This window comes from Flavobacterium ardleyense (assembly GCF_042686085.1).
Classification (GTDB): Bacteria; Bacteroidota; Bacteroidia; order Flavobacteriales; family Flavobacteriaceae; genus Flavobacterium; species Flavobacterium ardleyense.
In genome coordinates this window covers 765,277-782,191 of sequence record NZ_JBHUOL010000012.1, presented here as the reverse complement: position 1 = coordinate 782,191, position 16,915 = coordinate 765,277, and the positions used below count along the sequence as shown (strand labels likewise).

General features: G+C 33.1%; 18 protein-coding genes and 1 riboswitch. Of the genes, 13 read left to right on the top strand and 5 right to left on the bottom strand.

The window, feature by feature from the left end:
- Positions 1-89 precede the first annotated feature (89 nt).
- The 13 genes from tsf to ACFSX9_RS09265 all read left to right on the top strand — a co-directional run bounded on the left by tsf (position 90) and on the right by ACFSX9_RS09265 (position 13,912).
- Positions 90-911 carry a translation elongation factor Ts gene (gene tsf / locus ACFSX9_RS09325; protein ID WP_379806923.1) on the top strand — a complete coding sequence of 274 codons (822 nt, stop codon included), beginning with the start codon at positions 90-92 and terminating at the stop codon, positions 909-911.
- Between the two features lie 78 nt (positions 912-989).
- A complete protein-coding gene (locus ACFSX9_RS09320) occupies positions 990-4,730 on the top strand; it encodes a TraB/GumN family protein (RefSeq protein WP_379806921.1) in 3,741 nt (1,246 codons plus the stop codon).
- A 43-nt stretch (positions 4,731-4,773) separates the two neighbouring features.
- Entirely contained in the window at positions 4,774-6,261 is a 1,488-nt protein-coding gene (locus tag ACFSX9_RS09315) for a S41 family peptidase (RefSeq protein ID WP_379806919.1), read from the top strand.
- 2 nt (positions 6,262-6,263) lie between these two features.
- On the top strand, positions 6,264-6,824 hold the full coding sequence (locus tag ACFSX9_RS09310; RefSeq protein WP_379806917.1) for a DNA-3-methyladenine glycosylase I: 561 nt from the start codon (positions 6,264-6,266) through the stop codon (positions 6,822-6,824).
- Positions 6,825-6,828: 4 nt separating this feature from the next.
- Positions 6,829-7,050 (top strand): VF530 family protein, encoded by a 222-nt coding sequence (locus ACFSX9_RS09305; RefSeq protein WP_379806915.1) that lies wholly within the window; start codon positions 6,829-6,831, stop codon positions 7,048-7,050.
- A gap of 51 nt (positions 7,051-7,101) precedes the next feature.
- Positions 7,102-7,199: riboswitch (TPP riboswitch) on the top strand.
- 66 nt (positions 7,200-7,265) lie between these two features.
- On the top strand, positions 7,266-7,472 hold the full coding sequence (gene thiS, locus ACFSX9_RS09300; RefSeq protein WP_379806913.1) for a sulfur carrier protein ThiS: 207 nt from the start codon (positions 7,266-7,268) through the stop codon (positions 7,470-7,472).
- Between the two features lie 70 nt (positions 7,473-7,542).
- Complete coding sequence (gene thiC / locus ACFSX9_RS09295) at positions 7,543-9,366, top strand: phosphomethylpyrimidine synthase ThiC (RefSeq protein ID WP_379806911.1); 1,824 nt, start codon at positions 7,543-7,545, stop codon at positions 9,364-9,366.
- Positions 9,366-9,950, top strand: coding sequence for a thiamine phosphate synthase (locus tag ACFSX9_RS09290; protein WP_379806909.1), 585 nt, complete (start codon positions 9,366-9,368; stop codon positions 9,948-9,950). Before thiC ends, ACFSX9_RS09290 begins: the two co-directional genes overlap by 1 nt.
- The gene (locus ACFSX9_RS09285; RefSeq protein ID WP_379806907.1) at positions 9,923-10,678 is read left to right on the top strand and encodes a hydroxymethylpyrimidine/phosphomethylpyrimidine kinase; all 756 of its coding nucleotides are present in this window, start codon (positions 9,923-9,925) and stop codon (positions 10,676-10,678) included. The genes ACFSX9_RS09290 and ACFSX9_RS09285 overlap by 28 nt, the downstream gene beginning before the upstream one ends.
- Positions 10,671-11,294, top strand: a complete 624-nt coding sequence (locus tag ACFSX9_RS09280) for a thiamine phosphate synthase (protein ID WP_379806905.1) — start codon at positions 10,671-10,673, stop codon at positions 11,292-11,294. Before ACFSX9_RS09285 ends, ACFSX9_RS09280 begins: the two co-directional genes overlap by 8 nt.
- Entirely contained in the window at positions 11,281-12,051 is a 771-nt protein-coding gene (locus tag ACFSX9_RS09275; RefSeq protein WP_379806903.1) for a thiazole synthase, read from the top strand. The genes ACFSX9_RS09280 and ACFSX9_RS09275 overlap by 14 nt, the downstream gene beginning before the upstream one ends.
- 19 nt (positions 12,052-12,070) lie before the next feature.
- Complete coding sequence (gene thiH / locus ACFSX9_RS09270; RefSeq protein WP_379806901.1) at positions 12,071-13,192, top strand: 2-iminoacetate synthase ThiH; 1,122 nt, start codon at positions 12,071-12,073, stop codon at positions 13,190-13,192.
- A 9-nt stretch (positions 13,193-13,201) separates the two neighbouring features.
- Positions 13,202-13,912, top strand: a complete 711-nt coding sequence (locus ACFSX9_RS09265) for a HesA/MoeB/ThiF family protein (RefSeq protein ID WP_379806899.1) — start codon at positions 13,202-13,204, stop codon at positions 13,910-13,912.
- 60 nt (positions 13,913-13,972) lie between these two features.
- Here ACFSX9_RS09265 and ACFSX9_RS09260 read toward each other — a convergent pair whose 3' ends face one another.
- The 5 genes from ACFSX9_RS09260 to ACFSX9_RS09240 all read right to left on the bottom strand — a co-directional run bounded on the left by ACFSX9_RS09260 (position 13,973) and on the right by ACFSX9_RS09240 (position 16,909).
- On the bottom strand, positions 13,973-14,452 hold the full coding sequence (locus tag ACFSX9_RS09260; RefSeq protein ID WP_379806897.1) for a hypothetical protein: 480 nt from the start codon (positions 14,450-14,452) through the stop codon (positions 13,973-13,975).
- A gap of 93 nt (positions 14,453-14,545) precedes the next feature.
- Positions 14,546-15,181, bottom strand: coding sequence for a leucyl/phenylalanyl-tRNA--protein transferase (gene aat / locus ACFSX9_RS09255; RefSeq protein WP_379807081.1), 636 nt, complete (start codon positions 15,179-15,181; stop codon positions 14,546-14,548).
- A gap of 146 nt (positions 15,182-15,327) precedes the next feature.
- The gene (locus ACFSX9_RS09250; protein WP_379806895.1) at positions 15,328-15,705 is read right to left on the bottom strand and encodes a DUF3127 domain-containing protein; all 378 of its coding nucleotides are present in this window, start codon (positions 15,703-15,705) and stop codon (positions 15,328-15,330) included.
- 7 nt (positions 15,706-15,712) lie between these two features.
- Positions 15,713-16,594 (bottom strand): flavin reductase family protein, encoded by an 882-nt coding sequence (locus ACFSX9_RS09245; RefSeq protein ID WP_379806893.1) that lies wholly within the window; start codon positions 16,592-16,594, stop codon positions 15,713-15,715.
- Positions 16,595-16,720: 126 nt separating this feature from the next.
- Positions 16,721-16,909, bottom strand: coding sequence for a hypothetical protein (locus ACFSX9_RS09240; RefSeq protein WP_379806891.1), 189 nt, complete (start codon positions 16,907-16,909; stop codon positions 16,721-16,723).
- Positions 16,910-16,915: the final 6 nt, after the last annotated feature.

The window sequence follows — 16,915 nt, the reverse complement described above, 5'->3', positions numbered from 1 at the left end:
TTCTTGTTAGTTAGTAGTAAAATTGGAGTTTGGGATTTAATTCTTGGATTTTTTTTTACATTATAAACAACAAATTAAAAATATACAAAATGGCAAATATTACTGCTGCAGACGTAAATAAATTAAGAACTATCACTGGTGCTGGAATGATGGATTGTAAAAAAGCATTAGTTGAAGCAGAAGGTGATTTCGATTTAGCGATCGAAAACTTAAGAAAAAAAGGTCAAAAAGTTGCTGCAAACCGTTCAGACAGAGAATCTACTGAAGGAGCTGCAGTTGCTGTGGTTAACGCTGACAACACAGCTGCTGTTGCAATCACATTAAACTGTGAAACTGACTTCGTAGGTAAAAATGAAGCTTTCGTGAAATTAGCGAATGATTTAGCGAACTTAGCATTAAACTTCACAAACAAAGAAGATTTCTTAGCTACTGATTTCAACGGAATCACTGTTGCTGATAAATTAATTGAGCAAACTGGAGTAATTGGAGAAAAAATTGAAATCGCTTCTTTCGAAAGATTAGAAGGTGCTTTCGTTGGATCTTACATTCACGCTGGTAAAATCGCTACTTTAGTATCTTTATCTGCAAACGTAGAAGGAGCTGATGAAGCTGCGAAAAACGTAGCAATGCAAGCTGCTGCTATGAACCCAATTGCTTTAAACGAAGCTGGTGTTGATGCTGCAATCATTGAAAAAGAAGTAGAAATTGCTAAAGAACAATTAAGAGCTGAAGGTAAACCAGAAGCAATGTTAGAAAACATCGCTAAAGGAAAAATCCAACGTTTTTACAAAGACAATACTTTAGTAAACCAAGATTACATTAAAGACAACGCAATGAGTGTTGCTGCTTACATCAAATCTGTAAATGCTGATTTAACAGTTACAGGATTTAGCAGAGTATCTTTAGGATAATCTCCACACATAATACATTTAAAAACCTTAATTCTTTAATAAGAATTAAGGTTTTTTTATTTCCAAAAAACTGTATATTTGAAGAAACGTATAAACTTATTCATCTTGAAAAGAATTCTATTTATAATTGCTCTTTTAAGTATTACCTCTTCAATTGCACAAGAAAAAAAATATCAAAGCCTTCTGTGGGAAGTTAGTGGCAACGGTTTACAAAAAAAATCTTATGTTTATGGATCTATGCACGTAAGTGATAAAGTTTCCTACCATCTTTCAGACGCTTTTTTTACCCATTTACAAAACGCCGATATTGTTGCTAATGAAAGTGAACCTAGAACTTGGACTTCCTTGTTTGATATGTTTAGTTTTTATAGTCAATATGCCGATAAAGGTAGTTTTTACACTAATTTCTACATCAATCCATTAGAAAAAGAGCATTTATATTCTCAATTTAGAAGTAGCAATTACAACTTAGTAAGCTTACTGACCCGAACCAACGAAAGCAATAAAGAATACCAAGAGGAAACCTATTTGGATATGTTTATTTATAGAACGGGCAGAAAATTCAACAAGAAAACGGTAGGATTAGAAGATGTTAAAACTTCGACCATAAAAATAATGAAGGCGCAAGCACTTATGGACCAGAAAGAAGTGGACAAAAACCGTCAGGCTATTCTGAAAATATTAAAAAATAAAACCTATAACGAAGCGCTAACTGATTATTATCGCGAAAAGGACTTGGATATGATTGATTCCTTATCGATCTTGAGTTCGCCTCAAAGCTATTTGAAAGCGATGCTATTTGATCGCAATATCGAAATGGTAAAGAATATGGATTCCATTATGAAAACAGGAAGTTTGTTTAGTGCAATTGGCGCGGCGCATCTTCCGGGAGAAAAAGGAGTTATTGAATTACTGAGAAGAAAAGGATATACTGTGAATCCCGTTTTTGGACCTTACACCAATAAGGGAAAGTTAGAAAAAAAGAAGATTGAAGAATATTACAGCAAACCTGAACTAAAAACCAAAACAACTGCGGATGGCGTAATTTCGTTACCGTTGTTTGAAATATTTTTGCAAAATGGAGAAGATTTAGAATCACCAGATTTAGCAAACGGCGGATATATCAATGTAAAAAGAAGCCTTTTAAAGGACTTTCTAAACAAGAACAACAAAACATTCAATCCTAAAACCTTAGACAGTTTATTCTATGAAAACATCCCAGGTGAAATTTTAGAGAAAAAGGGATATCAGGAAAAAAACTATTATGTTTATGACATAAAAAATAAAACAAAAACCGGTAATGCGCAACACTATCGCTACTACATAACACCACTAGAATTAATCACGGTAATTATGAGTGGTGAGGGCAATTATGTGCGCCGTTTTGAAGATGAAATATTCTCCAAGATCACAATTAAGGAACAAAAAGAAAATTGGGAAACCATCATTCCAAGAAAAGGTAGTTTCGAAATTCAGTTCCCAGGATATTACAGCTACAGAGGGAATAAGGCGGACGAAAAAGACAATGCAGATATGTCAATTTTCGGGTATGATCAATCCGAAAATTCACACTACTTCCTAATCGAAAAAACGCTTCAAGAAATTGATAAATTAGAAGATTCGGAATACGAACTGAAGCGAATGCATAAAGAGTTTTATACCCAACATGATATCGATTCTACTAATACCAAATTTGATAAAAAACAGCTGATTTTCACTTCTCAATCTAAATTTGAAGACAAAGAAATTGCTTTAGAATCGGTTCTGAAGGGAAATAAATATTATTTATTAGGATCTATTAATGCTTCGATAGAAAATACTAAAAAATTCTTTGACTCGTTCAACTTAATACCTTCAATTATCTCTGAAAAATATAGAACTTTTACCGATTCGACAGCGAATTTTTGCATTGAGATTCCAGAAAAACAAAACGAACATCTAGATTTCTCTGTAGAAAAAGACTACAACATTGGCCTAAAAAAGAAAAATCATTTTATAAACAAAAATAAAAACTTCGAATTCCTAGGAAGCAACGGGTCATTTATACAATTAGCATATTACAAATTTCATCGCTATGAATCTGAAAAAAGCTTAGATTCCGTCTGGGGAAATTATCGAAAACGAATTACTAACAAACAGCAAGACACCAACCTAATTGAAGAGGAATTTGCAGATGTAATTGAGCCTATCGTGGCAGAAGAAAAAGAAGATAAGTTTGATGAATACATCAACACGGATTGGCAAAATATTCTATTTAATTCCAAAAAAGATGAGGAATTAAAAATTATATCGGAAAAGATAACTACAGATAAAAACACAAATTCAACTATATTCGAAGCATTAGTATCCAGCCCGAAATCCAGCCAAGCGACCAAACACAAGGTTGTTTTTAACAATGGTGAAATTTACGAGCTTACAACATTAGTTGATAAGAACTACAAAAACGAAGATGCTTTTGTAGAAAAAGTTTTTGGCTCTTTAACTTTGACTGAAAGTAAAAAAACCACCACTATTTTTGAAAATAAGTTAAATTTATTTTTAACTGATGTTGCTAGCAAGCAAGATACAATTCGCTATTCTGCACTAAAATCAATTAATTATCTGAAGTTTGAAGAAAACGATTTGCCAAAATTAAAAAACTTTTTAAATACATTTACCTTTAAGGATGATGAGACGGAAGTTTTAGGAGAATTGTATGAAAAAATCGGTACTATCAAATCAAAAAGCACAATTGCCTATTTAGAAACCATCTACAAAAAAGAAAATACTAACACAATTATTCAATTTGCGGTTTTGAGAGGCTTAGTAAAGCAAAAAAGCAAGGAAGGATACAGTAAAATTAAAGAACTATTAGAATACGATTTACCTATTTCAGATAATGAATACGAAATTAGTAGCTTATTTAGGTCTTTCGAACATGATTTAGAAAACAGTCAAGTATTATTTCCTGAAGTATTTCAATATTATAGCATCAAGGAATATCACGCACCAATTGTGAGTTTTACCCATAAGGTAGTTCAAGCAAATTTCGGCAATTCGAAAAAATTAAAATCATATAAGAAAATGATTTTGACCAATGCAAAATTAGAATACAAGCGATTAGCCAGTTGGAAAAACAAACAAAAGATAAGAGATAAAGAAGACGACGAATATTACTACGGAGAGGATATTGCACCCACTGGCGATTTCTTAAGTTATGTGCATATTTTATATCCTTTTAAAAATGAAAAGGAAATCAAGCTACTGTTTGAAAAAGCAAGTGACTTAGATATCGATGAACTAGATATTTCGTATGCCGAATTAGAATTGGAAAAAAACAAAGTAATAGATAGCAAGACGATTAATAAGGTTTTAAGTAATCCAAAAACCCAATTTATAGGCTATTTAATGCAACACTTTGCAAAACAAAAAGCAACATTTGAAAAAATAAACCCAATAGAAATTGCAAAATCTGCCATTGTTTATTCTGAAAAAATTGACCCTAAAAAAGATTCTTTATCTTTTTATGAGACTAGAGAAATTCATTATAACAATAAGAAAATTACTTATTATTTTTTCAAGAAAATTAATGTAGAAAAAGATTCGTACCAAACAGATAAAGAGCAAATCACAGGAATTGCATTTATTTCGGAAAATGGAATCTTAAATATAAAAGGCTATTTTAAATTATCGTCTAGAACCTATTTACAAGAAAAAGAGATAAAACCGTTGATGAACTCTTTGATTGATCAGTCACTGAATGCACATCATTTCCGCGCATCCTTTGGAAAATTAAAAGATCAAAACTTAACTTATAACGATTATAACGAAGAGTTTTAATATTCCTTCTCAGATGAACTATTCTTATTAAATTCAAACAGTAATGAAAAAAAAATCTTTGTTAGCAATCATCATTTCTCTATTACTGCTTAACTTTTCTTTTGGTCAAGATTATGGAGATTTCCCAATAATTACACCAGAACAAGCGCTAAATGATTTAGAAATTCTGCATCAAGGATTAGATAAATTTCATTCTGGAATGTATTGGTACACGCCAAAAGACAGTGTAGATAATGCTTTTAAAGAAGTTAAGAAAAAAATCAATAAAGATTTAAGCATTCCGGAATACTACAAACTGATAGCTCCCTTAGTTGCTTTGTCCAGAGAAGGCCATACCAATATTTCACTTCCTGAAAACATAAAAAAGACGATAATTGATAAAGCTTCATTTCTCCCTATAACTATCGTGTTTTTAAAGGAACAATTATATTGTATTTTGGATGGATCTAATCTTGAAAACATCGTATTAGAAGGCAAGGAAATTGAATCAATAAATGGAGAAAAACCAATTGAGATCGCTAAAAAATTAGCAGGATTTCTTACAGCTGATGGCTACATAAAAACCAGCAAATTTACAGATTTAAGCAATTTTAGTTTATCGCTTTATTATTTTTATTATTACGGCAATGTCAAAAATTTTACTCTGAAATTTAAAGAAATAGAAAAGCCGATACTTATTGACTCACTTCAACTTGCTGAAATAAGGAAAAACGTTAAAAACAAACAAGCTATAAAGGAGAGAAAAGCAAAGAAAGACTTACTCGAATTTAAAATCATAACTAGCGAAACAGCATATTTAGGGGTTCACTCTTTTTCGAATCCTGACATAAAAGAGGGGTCCAAAGAAAAGAATATCGAGAATTTCTTAGTAAATAGTTTTGAATCCATTGCAACTAATAAAATTAAAAATATAATTATTGACGTTAGCGAAAATAGTGGCGGCACAGAAGGAAATGAGAGCTTACTATATTCTTATTTGGGAGAAAATTATCAAAAGTACAAAACCGTAAGAGCAAAAACTCAAAACGCAATTCTAGATAACGGTGTTGATAAACCAATCGAATTAAAAACTTTTGGCTTTCTAGAACGCACTTTTGTAAATAAAAAAATGAAAGATGGATCCTTCGAACGTAGAGAATGGATCGGATATGGTCTGAAAGCTTTCAAGAAAAAACCAAAAAATGCTTTTAGTGGCAAAGTCTATGTAATTATTAGTCCACTCACCTATTCTGGTGGCAGTGAATTTAGCAACATGGTTTACACCAATGATCTTGCAACCTTTGTGGGCGAAGAAACCGGCGGAGGTTATTATGGAAATACTAGTGGTTACACGCAAGAACTTATTCTCCCAAACTCAAAAATAGAAGTTAACATTCCAGCTTTACAATTTGTGATGAATGTTGCGCCTAAACTTCCTTTTGGCAGAGGTGTTATTCCACATCACGAAATAATCCCTACATTTGAACAATACGTTAATGAAGAGAATCCTTCCCTAGATTTCATTCTTAAATCGATCGAAAAAGATAAGTAAAAATGGAAACTAAAGTAAGATGTGCTTGGTGCGAAAAAGATGATTTATATCGAAATTATCACGACAATGAATGGGGAAAACCTGTTTATGACGATGCCACTATTTTCGAATTTCTAATTTTAGAAACATTTCAAGCTGGATTAAGTTGGTACACAATTTTAGCAAAAAGAGAAAATTTCAGACAAGCATTTGATCAGTTTGACTATAAAAAAATAGCAAATTATTCCGAAGAAAAAATAGCCTCTTTAATTGAAAATCAGGGAATTATACGAAACAAATTAAAAATTAGAGCCACAGTTTCAAACGCACAAGCTTTTATAAAAGTTCAAGAAGAATTTGGAAGCTTTTCAAAATACATTTGGGGTTTCGTTGAAAGTAAACCCATCGACAACAAATTCAAATCTTTAACGGAAGTTCCAGCTACAACACCAATTTCAGATGCATTGAGCAAGGATTTAAAAAAACGAGGTTTTAAATTTACAGGATCGACCGTAATGTATGCGCACATGCAAGCTACAGGAATGGTAAATGATCATATAACGGAATGTTTTACAAGAAAATAAAAATATGAGTAACGACCCACTTCACGGAAAAACCCTACAATTCATCGTAGAACAACTAGTTAGTTTCTATGGCTTTGACACGCTTGCCGAATTGATTAACATCAAATGTTTTAAAGAAAATGCATCTGTAAAATCGAGCTTAACTTTTTTGAGAAAGACAGATTGGGCGAGAAAAAAAGTAGAAGATTTATATGTAAGGACTTTACCAAAAATAAACAAAAACTAAGCATTTAAAAGAAATTACTTGTTTTTCCAAAACAAAAAGCACTACATTTGCTCTTCACTTTAGGGGTGTCTGTAATTTTACAGGCTGAGATTTTACCCTCTGAACCTGATCTAGTTCATACTAGCGTAGGGAAAAGTAAGATGACTTCTTTGTACATCCATGTACAATTGTAGCCATTCCTAAAGTATAACTATATACTAAATTCAGTAAGAGGAATGGAATTAAAAATCAACAACCAACACAAAACTTTTGATTGTAAATCACTTACAATCCAAGAACTTATCGATTTCGAACTTCCCGCAAAACAAAATGGAATTGCTATTGCTGTGAACCAAACCGTGGTTCCTAAAAGTCAATGGATAACTTTTACACTTTCTTCTTCCGATGAAATTTTAATTATTACCGCTACTCAAGGCGGCTAAAAACAAGCATCAACAATTCTGATTATTGCATTTAGTTATTAAATTTTAAAACAACATTTAAAACATAATTATGACAAACGAAGAACAGATTTCAAGAGAACCTTTTCCAAATTCTAGAAAAGTGTATATCGACGGAGAAATTCATCCCATTAAAGTAGCAATGCGTGAAATTATATTATCCGACACCAAATTAGCCAGAGGAGGAATAGAAAAAAATCCACCAGTTACAGTTTATGATACTTCCGGACCTTACACCGATCCTACTATTGAAATTGATGTTAAAAAAGGATTGCCACGCATACGTGAACAATGGATTTTAGAGCGTGGTGATGTAGAAGAATTAGACGGAATTTCTTCTAATTACGGCAAAGAACGTTTAGTAAATAGTGAATTAGACCATTTGCGTTTTGAATATTTACATAAGCCAATGCGTGCTAAAAAAGGGGCTAACGTTTCCCAATTATACTATGCCAAGCAAGGAATTATCACTCCTGAAATGGAATATATTGCCATCCGCGAAAACCAACGCATTGAGTTACTAGAACAACAAACGAAGGCAATGCAGTGCCAACACCAAGGTGAAAGTTTTGGAGCAAACACACCTAAAAGTAAAATTACTGCTGAATTTGTACGTAGTGAAGTTGCTGCTGGTCGTGCCATTATTCCAAATAACATCAATCATCCAGAAAGTGAACCGATGATTGTAGGACGTAACTTTTTAGTAAAAATCAATGCAAACATTGGAAACAGCGCCGTGACTTCTAGCATTGAAGAAGAAGTAGAAAAAGCGGTTTGGGCTTGCAGATGGGGAGCTGACACTATCATGGATTTATCCACTGGTAAAAACATTCATGAAACTAGAGAATGGATTATTCGTAATTCACCCGTGCCAATAGGAACAGTACCAATATATCAGGCGTTAGAAAAAGTAAAAGGAGTTGCAGAAGATTTAACTTGGGAAGTTTTTAGAGACACACTTATTGAGCAAGCTGAACAAGGAGTTTCCTATTTCACGATTCATGCAGGTGTCCTTTTGAGATACATTCACTTAACGGCCAATAGAGTAACAGGAATTGTTTCGCGCGGTGGATCAATTATGGCAAAATGGTGTTTATTTCATCATAAAGAAAATTTCTTATATACCCATTTTGAAGAGATTTGCGAAATCATGAAGCAATATGATGTTGCTTTTTCTCTTGGCGATGGTTTACGTCCTGGTTCTATTGCGGATGCTAATGACGCAGCACAATTTGCTGAACTCGAAACATTAGGACAATTAACAAAAATTGCTTGGAAGCATGATGTACAAGTATTTATTGAAGGACCTGGTCACGTGCCAATGCATATGATTAAAGAAAACATGGAAAAGCAATTAGAACATTGTTCAGAAGCGCCATTTTACACATTAGGCCCATTAACGACAGATATTGCACCTGGTTATGATCACATTACATCTGCAATTGGAGCGGCAATGATTGGTTGGTACGGTTGCGCAATGTTATGCTACGTAACACCAAAAGAGCATTTGGGATTACCCAATAAAAAAGACGTAAAAGATGGTGTAATTACTTATAAAATTGCTGCACATGCTGCTGACTTAGCTAAAGGACATCTCGGAGCGCAATACAGAGACAATGCCTTGAGTAAAGCTCGATTTGAATTCCGATGGGAAGACCAATTTAATTTATCACTCGACCCAGTTACAGCTCGAGAATTTCATGATGAAACGCTTCCAGCAGATGGTGCTAAAGTAGCTCATTTTTGCTCCATGTGTGGACCAAAATTCTGCTCTATGAAGATTTCACAAGAAATTAGAGATTCAGTCGCAGCCGAAGAAGGAATGAAAGCAATGTCCGAAGAATTCATAGAAAACGGAAAAGAATTATATTCATAATGATAGTCATCACCAATCCTTCTTCAGTAGTTAATGAACATCAGATAATCCAACAATTATTTGAAGAAGGATTGGTTTTGTTACATATTCGAAAACCAACTAGTACAGCAATCGAATTAAAGGCTTTTATTTCTAAAATAGATTCCAAATATCATTCGAAAATAGTATTGCACCAACATCATATTTTGGCAATTGAATTCAACATAAAAAGGCTTCATTTTACAGAAAAAGCAAGGATTGCTATTCCCGAATATTGTCAAAAAGGAGACATGATTTTATCAACATCGGTTCATTCAATTGAAGCTTTTAATGATTTAAGTAATCTGTTTGATTATGCGTTTTTGAGTCCCGTTTATCCAAGTCTATCAAAAGAAAATTATATGCCTATAAAAAATGTATTTGAAACGATTAAAAACAGAAACAATACGCAGATCAAACTTATTGCCTTAGGCGGTATTTCAGCTGAAAACATTCAAAAAACTTTACTACAATTTGATGCTGTAGCTTTACTCGGAACCATCTGGAACAGTACAAATCCCTTAGAAAATTTTAAAAAATGTCAAACAATCGTCCTTTCACTTTAACTATCGCTGGTTTTGATCCTTCTGGTGGCGCTGGGGTTTTAGCAGATATTAAAACATTTGAACAACATCTGGTGTATGGTTTAGCAATTATAACCGGAAACACTATTCAAACGGATAGTAATTTCGTCAGAATGGAATGGGTTTCTATTGCATTTGTGACAGAATCCATTGAAACGCTTTTTAACAAATACGAAATAAAAGCTGTAAAAATTGGCATTATTCCTTCTTTGGAATATTTGGAAACAATAGTAGCTACAATTAAGAATATAGCACCTAGTACAAAGATTATTTGGGATACGGTATTAAAATCCAGTACAGAATTTAATTTTTTAACTGTTGAAAATCAAACTAAACTTCACACTATCTTAAAGCAAATCGATTTAATTACGCCAAACTACTATGAAATTTTACGTTTAGGTGATTCAAACCAATCTGCTGAAAATAATGCTAAATCCTTTTCTAAGTTTTGTGCAGTTCTTTTAAAAGGCGGTCATAATATGAGCGCATTGGGAACAGATTCTCTTTTTATAGCCGACCAAATTATAACATTTTCGCCTATAACTAAGATTTCGGGCAGTAAACATGGTTCGGGATGTGTTCTAGCAGCTTCAATCACTGCAAATATTGCTTTAGGTTTTGATATCGTTACAGCCTGTAAAATTTCTAAAATCTACATTGAAAAATTTCTCACTTCTAACACCACCCTTTTAGGTTATCATCATGATTAGTAAACTACATTATATATCACAAGGAAATACGGTTGAAGAACAATTGTATAACATTCAGAAAATACTAGATAACGGTTGCAATTGGATTCAATTGCGTTTTAAAAACGGTAATACTAAGGCACTTCACAATGTTGCTGAAAAAACAAAACAGCTTTGTGAACAATTTGAAGCTACTTTTATAATTAACGACAAAGTTGATTTAGCCTATCAATTAAACGCAGATGGTGTTCATTTAGGTTTAAGTGACATGCAAATTAAAGATGCTCGGGCTATTCTTGGAACGCAAAAAATTATTGGAGGAACAGCAAATACATTCGAACATGTAAAACAACGAGCAACTGAAAACTGCGATTATATAGGTCTTGGTCCATTTCGCTTCACAAAAACTAAAGAAAACTTAAGTCCAATTTTAGGGTTAGAAGGTTACAAAAACATTCTAAATCAAATGGAACAACACCAAATTAAGATTCCTATTATTGCAATTGGTGGTATTGACTTAGCAGCTATTGAATTGTTACTAGACACAGATATTTATGGTATTGCCGTTTCTGGCCTACTTACCCACCAACCAAAAATTACAACAACAATCAAAGAAAAATTATATGTCAACATTTAAAATTTCAGATAAGGTATTTACTTCTCGCTTATTTTTAGGAACAGGGAAGTTCGGTTCTAATTTACAAATGGAAGAAGCAGTTTTAGCCTCTGGAAGTGAATTAGTTACCGTAGCTCTAAAACGCATTGATTTAGAAACACAAACTGATTCCATTCTTGCTCATTTAAAACATGCTCATATTAACTTATTGCCAAATACTTCTGGTGCTCGAAATGCAAGAGAAGCCATTTTTGCAGCACAATTAGCGCGAGAAGCTTTTGGAACAAATTTCTTAAAACTAGAAATCCATCCCGATCCAAAATACTTATTACCAAACCCAATCGAAACATTAAAAGCTACTGAAGAATTAGCTAAACTTGGTTTTGTTATCCTGCCTTACATTCATGCTGATCCTGTTTTGTGCAAGTTATTAGAAAATGCCGGAGCGGCTGCAGTTATGCCATTGGGCTCACCCATTGGAAGTAATAAAGGATTAAAAACAATCGATTTTTTAGAAATTATAATTGAACAAAGTAAAGTTCCTGTTATTATTGATGCGGGAATTGGCGCTCCTTCTGATGCCGCAAAAGCTATGGAAATTGGTGCCGATGCAGTTCTTGTAAATACAGCAATTGCAGTAGCACAAAATCCAAAATTAATGGCAGAAGCTTTCAAGCAAGCAGTTATCGCCGGTAGAAAAGCATTCGAAGCTCAATTGGGATCTGTTTCAAATACCGCTCAAGCATCTAGTCCTTTAACGGCATTTTTAAATAACTAGTTTATAAAAAATTCACCACATGAACACCTTTAAAGAGCTATTCGTAAAATACAATTGGAATGTAATCGAGGAACGGATTTTAAGCGCAACTGCAGAAGACGTCGAAAAAAGTCTTAGGAAAACGAAATGTAATCTTGATGATTTTATTAATTTCATTTCTCCCGCTGCAAAAAACTATTTGGAAGAAATGGCACAAAAAAGTCATTTGCTAACAAAGCAACGTTTTGGAAAAACCATCCAAATGTATGCTCCCATGTATTTGAGTAACGAATGCCAGAATATTTGTACTTATTGCGGTTTTAGTTTAGACAACAAAATTAAACGAAAAACATTGACGGATAGTGAAATAAAAGAAGAGGTTTTAGTGCTGAAAGAAGCAGGTTTTGATCATGTTTTGTTGGTTACAGGCGAAGCAAATTATACCGTGAATATAAATTACTTTTTAAATGCAATTGAATTAATTCAAAAACAATTTGCTACTATTTCAGTAGAAGTACAACCACTTAGCGAAGAAGAATATGTGGCATTGCATAATGCAGGTGTCCATACGGTTTTAGTATATCAGGAAACTTATAACGAAGCAGTATATAAAAAATATCATCCAAAAGGCAAAAAATCGAATTTTGATTTTAGGCTTGAAACACCCGATCGAATTGGTAAAGCCGGAATTCATAAAATTGGCTTGGGTGTATTGCTGGGTTTAGAATATTGGAGAACAGACAGTTTCTTTAATGCTTTACATCTGAACTATCTTCAGACAACCTACTGGCAAACTAAGTATTCCGTTTCTTTTCCAAGACTTCGGCCTGCAGAAGGAATTATAGAACCAAATTTCGTAATGGACGACAAAGATTTAACGCAATTAATTTGTGCGTATCGCATCTGGAATCCCGATTTAGAAATTTCTATTTCAACTCGTGAAAATGAAAAATTTAGAGACAATATTATTCCATTGGGAACTACGACGATGAGCGCTGGTTCAAAAACAAATCCGGGAGGTTATAGCGTTGACAAACAATCTTTAGAACAATTTGAAACCAATGATGATCGCTCAGCTTTAGAAATCTCCACGATAATTCGTCAAAAAGGATACGAACCTGTTTGGAAAGATTGGGATAAAAGTTATAATCACCGCCTATAAATTTAAGAAATGCTTACAATTCAAGATTACTTACGTTACACGAAACCAATGCAGTTAGCAGAAATCGGTACCAATGGTCAAGAAAAAATCAGAAATGCAAAAGTCTTAGTTATTGGCGCTGGCGGTCTAAGTTGTCCTATATTGCAATATTTAACAGCATCTGGCGTGGGAACAATAGGCGTTGTAGATTATGATCATATTGAATTGTCGAACTTACATCGGCAAATTCTATATACAGAAAATGATCTTGAACAACCAAAAGTTACTACTGCTATTGATAAGTTACAAAAGCTAAATCCACATTTAAAGCACTTAGCATTTGAACAGAAAATTACTGCGGAGAATTGTGAGGGAATTCTAAAATCATTTGATATTATCGTGGATGGATGCGACAATTTCACCACACGTTATTTAGTAAATGACACTTGCGTGAAGTTACACAAACCGTTAGTTTATGGCAGTATCTTGAAGTTTGAAGGTCAAATTAGTGTTTTCAATTACAAAGGAAGTAAAAATCTACGTGATCTATTTCCCGAAGCGCCAAATCCTGAAGATGTGCCAAATTGCAGTTTGAATGGTGTACTTGGAACATTACCAGGTATTATTGGAACAATGATGGCACATGAAACTTTGAAAATAATTACTGGATTACCTTGTTTAACAAATGAATTTATAGTTTTCAACACACTCGAGTGGAGTTTTATAAAATTGAAATTCTAATAAAAAAGGAATTGTTTCAATAACAATTCCTTTTTTATATAACTAACTCAAAACTTATTATTAATCATCATCATCGTCGTCATCATCGTCATCGTGATGTCTTTTATACTTCTTCTTGTAACATTTATGGTTGTAATTTCGCTCACAACACGAATCATATTTTTTGCATTTATATCTTTTCTTGTGCGAATGAAAGTCGTGATAAGGATCTCTTCCGTGATAATAGATAACTACTCTATAGCCTCGAGAAACATCATAATTACTGTAATATCTAGGTAAATGTCTTGATCTTATCCAATTTCCTGCTTCGAAATAAATGTAAACAGACGAGCCAACATCGTAATAGGATTCTATTTCAGGATAATAGAAATAGCCCGGTTCTTCATATACTTCATAATGTTTTTCATACACTTGGGGACGTGAGTTGACATTAATATTAACCGTTACTTTTTGAGCAATTCCTTGAAGGGTAAATAAAAATAAAAGAGTAAATGTTAAACTCGCTTTTGTTAGAAATCTATTTAGATAGGCTAAATTCATAAAAATCTTAATTTATTGGTTCTTAAAGTAGGATTTTCAACAAGTGTGCCAAAAAAACAGAAGAATAAATTATAGATTACAAAGCATTAACTATCATAGTTTTAAAATTTCAAGAAAATCTTCTCGTTCAATTTCCACACAACCTAAACTTTCTAAATGTGGATTATAAACTTGGCAATCTAACAATTTATAGTTGGCAAATTCCAATTGTTTTGCTAACGCGATAAAAGCAATTTTACTAGCATTCGACACTTTAGAAAACATACTTTCTCCGCAGAAAATATGACCTAAATCAATACCATAAAGTCCTCCAACTAATTCGTCATTTTCCCACACTTCTACACTTTTTGCAGTACCTAATTCGTGTAATTTGCAATAAGCTTCTACCATATTATCGGTAATCCATGTGCCGGCCTGATCATTTCTGGCTATTTTTTTACAGTTCAAAACTACTTCTCTAAAAGCAGTATTAAATGTAACTTTATACTTTTGCTTCAAGATGAGGTTGCGCATACTTTTCGAAATCTTTAAATCTTCGAAGAACAATACCATTCGCTCTGGAGGACTCCACCATAAAATAGGCTCGTCATCTTCAAACCAAGGAAATATGCCCGAATTATAAGCCAGAAGCAATCGCTCTGGAGATAAATCGCCACCAACCGCCACAATTCCTTCAGGAGAAGAAGTTTCAACAGCTGGGAAATATAATTCTTTCGATAAATAATACATGTTCATTGGCAAGTTCAAAAATAATAGCACTAACAAATAATGTCTTCAAATTAAAAAACAAAAAAATCCAAATTCCAATAAATATCATTTGAAAGACATTTTGGAATTTGGAACTTTTCTATTGTAATTTACTTTTTAATCTTCGATTAGAAAGGTAAATCGTCGTGCTCTTCTTCTTTGAAATTAGTTGCAGGTTCAAAAGCTTCTGAAGCTGGCATTGGAGGCATTTGTGCTGCCGATGGCGCTTCTGCTTGCATTTTTTCAATTCTCCAACCTTGAATAGAGTTGAAATATTTTGTTTCACCTTGTGGACTAACCCATTCTCTACCTCTAATATTGATCGAAACTTTTACTTGTTCGCCAACGTTATACTGGTTTAATAAATCGGTTTTGTCTTGTGTAAACTCAATCATAATGTGCTGAGGATATTGCTCTTCAGTCGTTACAACAAGTTCTCTTTTTTTAAACGAAGCACTAACTTGTTGCTCCGGATTAATAACTTTTACTTTTCCTAAAACTTCCATAATTCTACTAATTTATTTTTTTTGCTAATAATAATTTCCAAGCGTCAATTGCTTTTCCATTATCTACATACTCTTTTGCTTTTTGAAATATTGTGTCAGAATCATCTGAAGACAAAACTCCTTTGACTTCAAAATTTTCGTTTACAAATATACTAATTTCTTCTTCGGTAGGGATATTTTCTATGTTGCCTAATTTTCCTAAATCATTTCCAGTGAAAAATGAACTTTCTTTGATAAAATCTGGAATACTATCTACTCCTATTCCTAAAGTAGTTAAGGGTTTTTCAACTTCAAACATTCCGGCATTTGAACGACTGTACCAATTTCCTCCCATTCGGGCAACCAAATCAATTTTACGTTGGTCAATCATTCCTGATTCATCTAAAACAGCTTCGTGAATGTGAATTTTAACTACTTCACAAATTACTAGATTCCCTGCTCCTCCTTGATCGCCTAAAGCAATTATTTCTTTAATCTTACATTCAAATTGGACTGGACTTTCAGCTACTCTAAACGGTTTAACAAGATCCGATTTTAGCATGGTAAATCCGGCTTTTTCAAACTCATTCACACCGTCTGGATATTCCGTGCTTGACAACGACATTTGTTGTACAATGTCATAATTAACCACGTTAATCACCACCTCTTTAGTGTCTTGCGCATTAATCAACGTATGTTTTGTGGTATTGTCGCGAACTCTTCGAGCTGGCGAAAATATCAAAATCGGCGGATTAGAACTAAAAACATTAAAAAAACTAAACGGCGATAAATTTGGGTTTCCGTTGCTGTCTATTGTACTTGCAAAAGCAATAGGTCTAGGAGCTACAGCAGTTTGAAGATAGGCTTGTAATTTTGCAGGTGCAATTTCTTTCGGGTCGATAGTTAACATACGGAATTATTTTTTACAAAGATAACAAGAAGATTTTCAACTGCAATTACAAATTCAAAAATCAATTGCATTTTCAACAACAAATTTACGATTTGAATCTGAAATTAATTCGAACATTTTGAAAACTTACCAACAGCTCAAAAACCAAAAATCTACAATCTTTACTCTTACAAATCGATTCGTTTTTAGTATTTTTACATCAAATCTTGATTTATGCAATTTTCCGAAAGGCGAAATACTACCCGTTGGTTTCTCATTGTAGCATCTTTTTTCATTGTAGTTTTGATACTTTGGAACACCTATAATTTTTTCCAAATTTTT

Bases quoted from the DNA above. Each gene is read 5' to 3' on its own strand.
- tsf (WP_379806923.1), top strand. From the start codon at position 90: ATGGCAAATATTACTGCTGCAGACGTAAATAAATTAAGAACTATCACT.
- ACFSX9_RS09315 (WP_379806919.1), top strand. From the start codon at position 4,774: ATGAAAAAAAAATCTTTGTTAGCAATCATCATTTCTCTATTACTGCTT.
- ACFSX9_RS09310 (WP_379806917.1), top strand. From the start codon at position 6,264: ATGGAAACTAAAGTAAGATGTGCTTGGTGCGAAAAAGATGATTTATAT.
- ACFSX9_RS09305 (WP_379806915.1), top strand. From the start codon at position 6,829: ATGAGTAACGACCCACTTCACGGAAAAACCCTACAATTCATCGTAGAA.
- thiS (WP_379806913.1), top strand. From the start codon at position 7,266: ATGGAATTAAAAATCAACAACCAACACAAAACTTTTGATTGTAAATCA.
- thiC (WP_379806911.1), top strand. From the start codon at position 7,543: ATGACAAACGAAGAACAGATTTCAAGAGAACCTTTTCCAAATTCTAGA.
- ACFSX9_RS09290 (WP_379806909.1), top strand. From the start codon at position 9,366: ATGATAGTCATCACCAATCCTTCTTCAGTAGTTAATGAACATCAGATA.
- ACFSX9_RS09285 (WP_379806907.1), top strand. From the start codon at position 9,923: ATGTCAAACAATCGTCCTTTCACTTTAACTATCGCTGGTTTTGATCCT.
- ACFSX9_RS09280 (WP_379806905.1), top strand. From the start codon at position 10,671: ATGATTAGTAAACTACATTATATATCACAAGGAAATACGGTTGAAGAA.
- ACFSX9_RS09275 (WP_379806903.1), top strand. From the start codon at position 11,281: ATGTCAACATTTAAAATTTCAGATAAGGTATTTACTTCTCGCTTATTT.
- thiH (WP_379806901.1), top strand. From the start codon at position 12,071: ATGAACACCTTTAAAGAGCTATTCGTAAAATACAATTGGAATGTAATC.
- ACFSX9_RS09265 (WP_379806899.1), top strand. From the start codon at position 13,202: ATGCTTACAATTCAAGATTACTTACGTTACACGAAACCAATGCAGTTA.
- ACFSX9_RS09260 (WP_379806897.1), bottom strand. From the start codon at position 14,452: ATGAATTTAGCCTATCTAAATAGATTTCTAACAAAAGCGAGTTTAACA.
- aat (WP_379807081.1), bottom strand. From the start codon at position 15,181: ATGTATTATTTATCGAAAGAATTATATTTCCCAGCTGTTGAAACTTCT.
- ACFSX9_RS09250 (WP_379806895.1), bottom strand. From the start codon at position 15,705: ATGGAAGTTTTAGGAAAAGTAAAAGTTATTAATCCGGAGCAACAAGTT.
- ACFSX9_RS09245 (WP_379806893.1), bottom strand. From the start codon at position 16,594: ATGTTAACTATCGACCCGAAAGAAATTGCACCTGCAAAATTACAAGCC.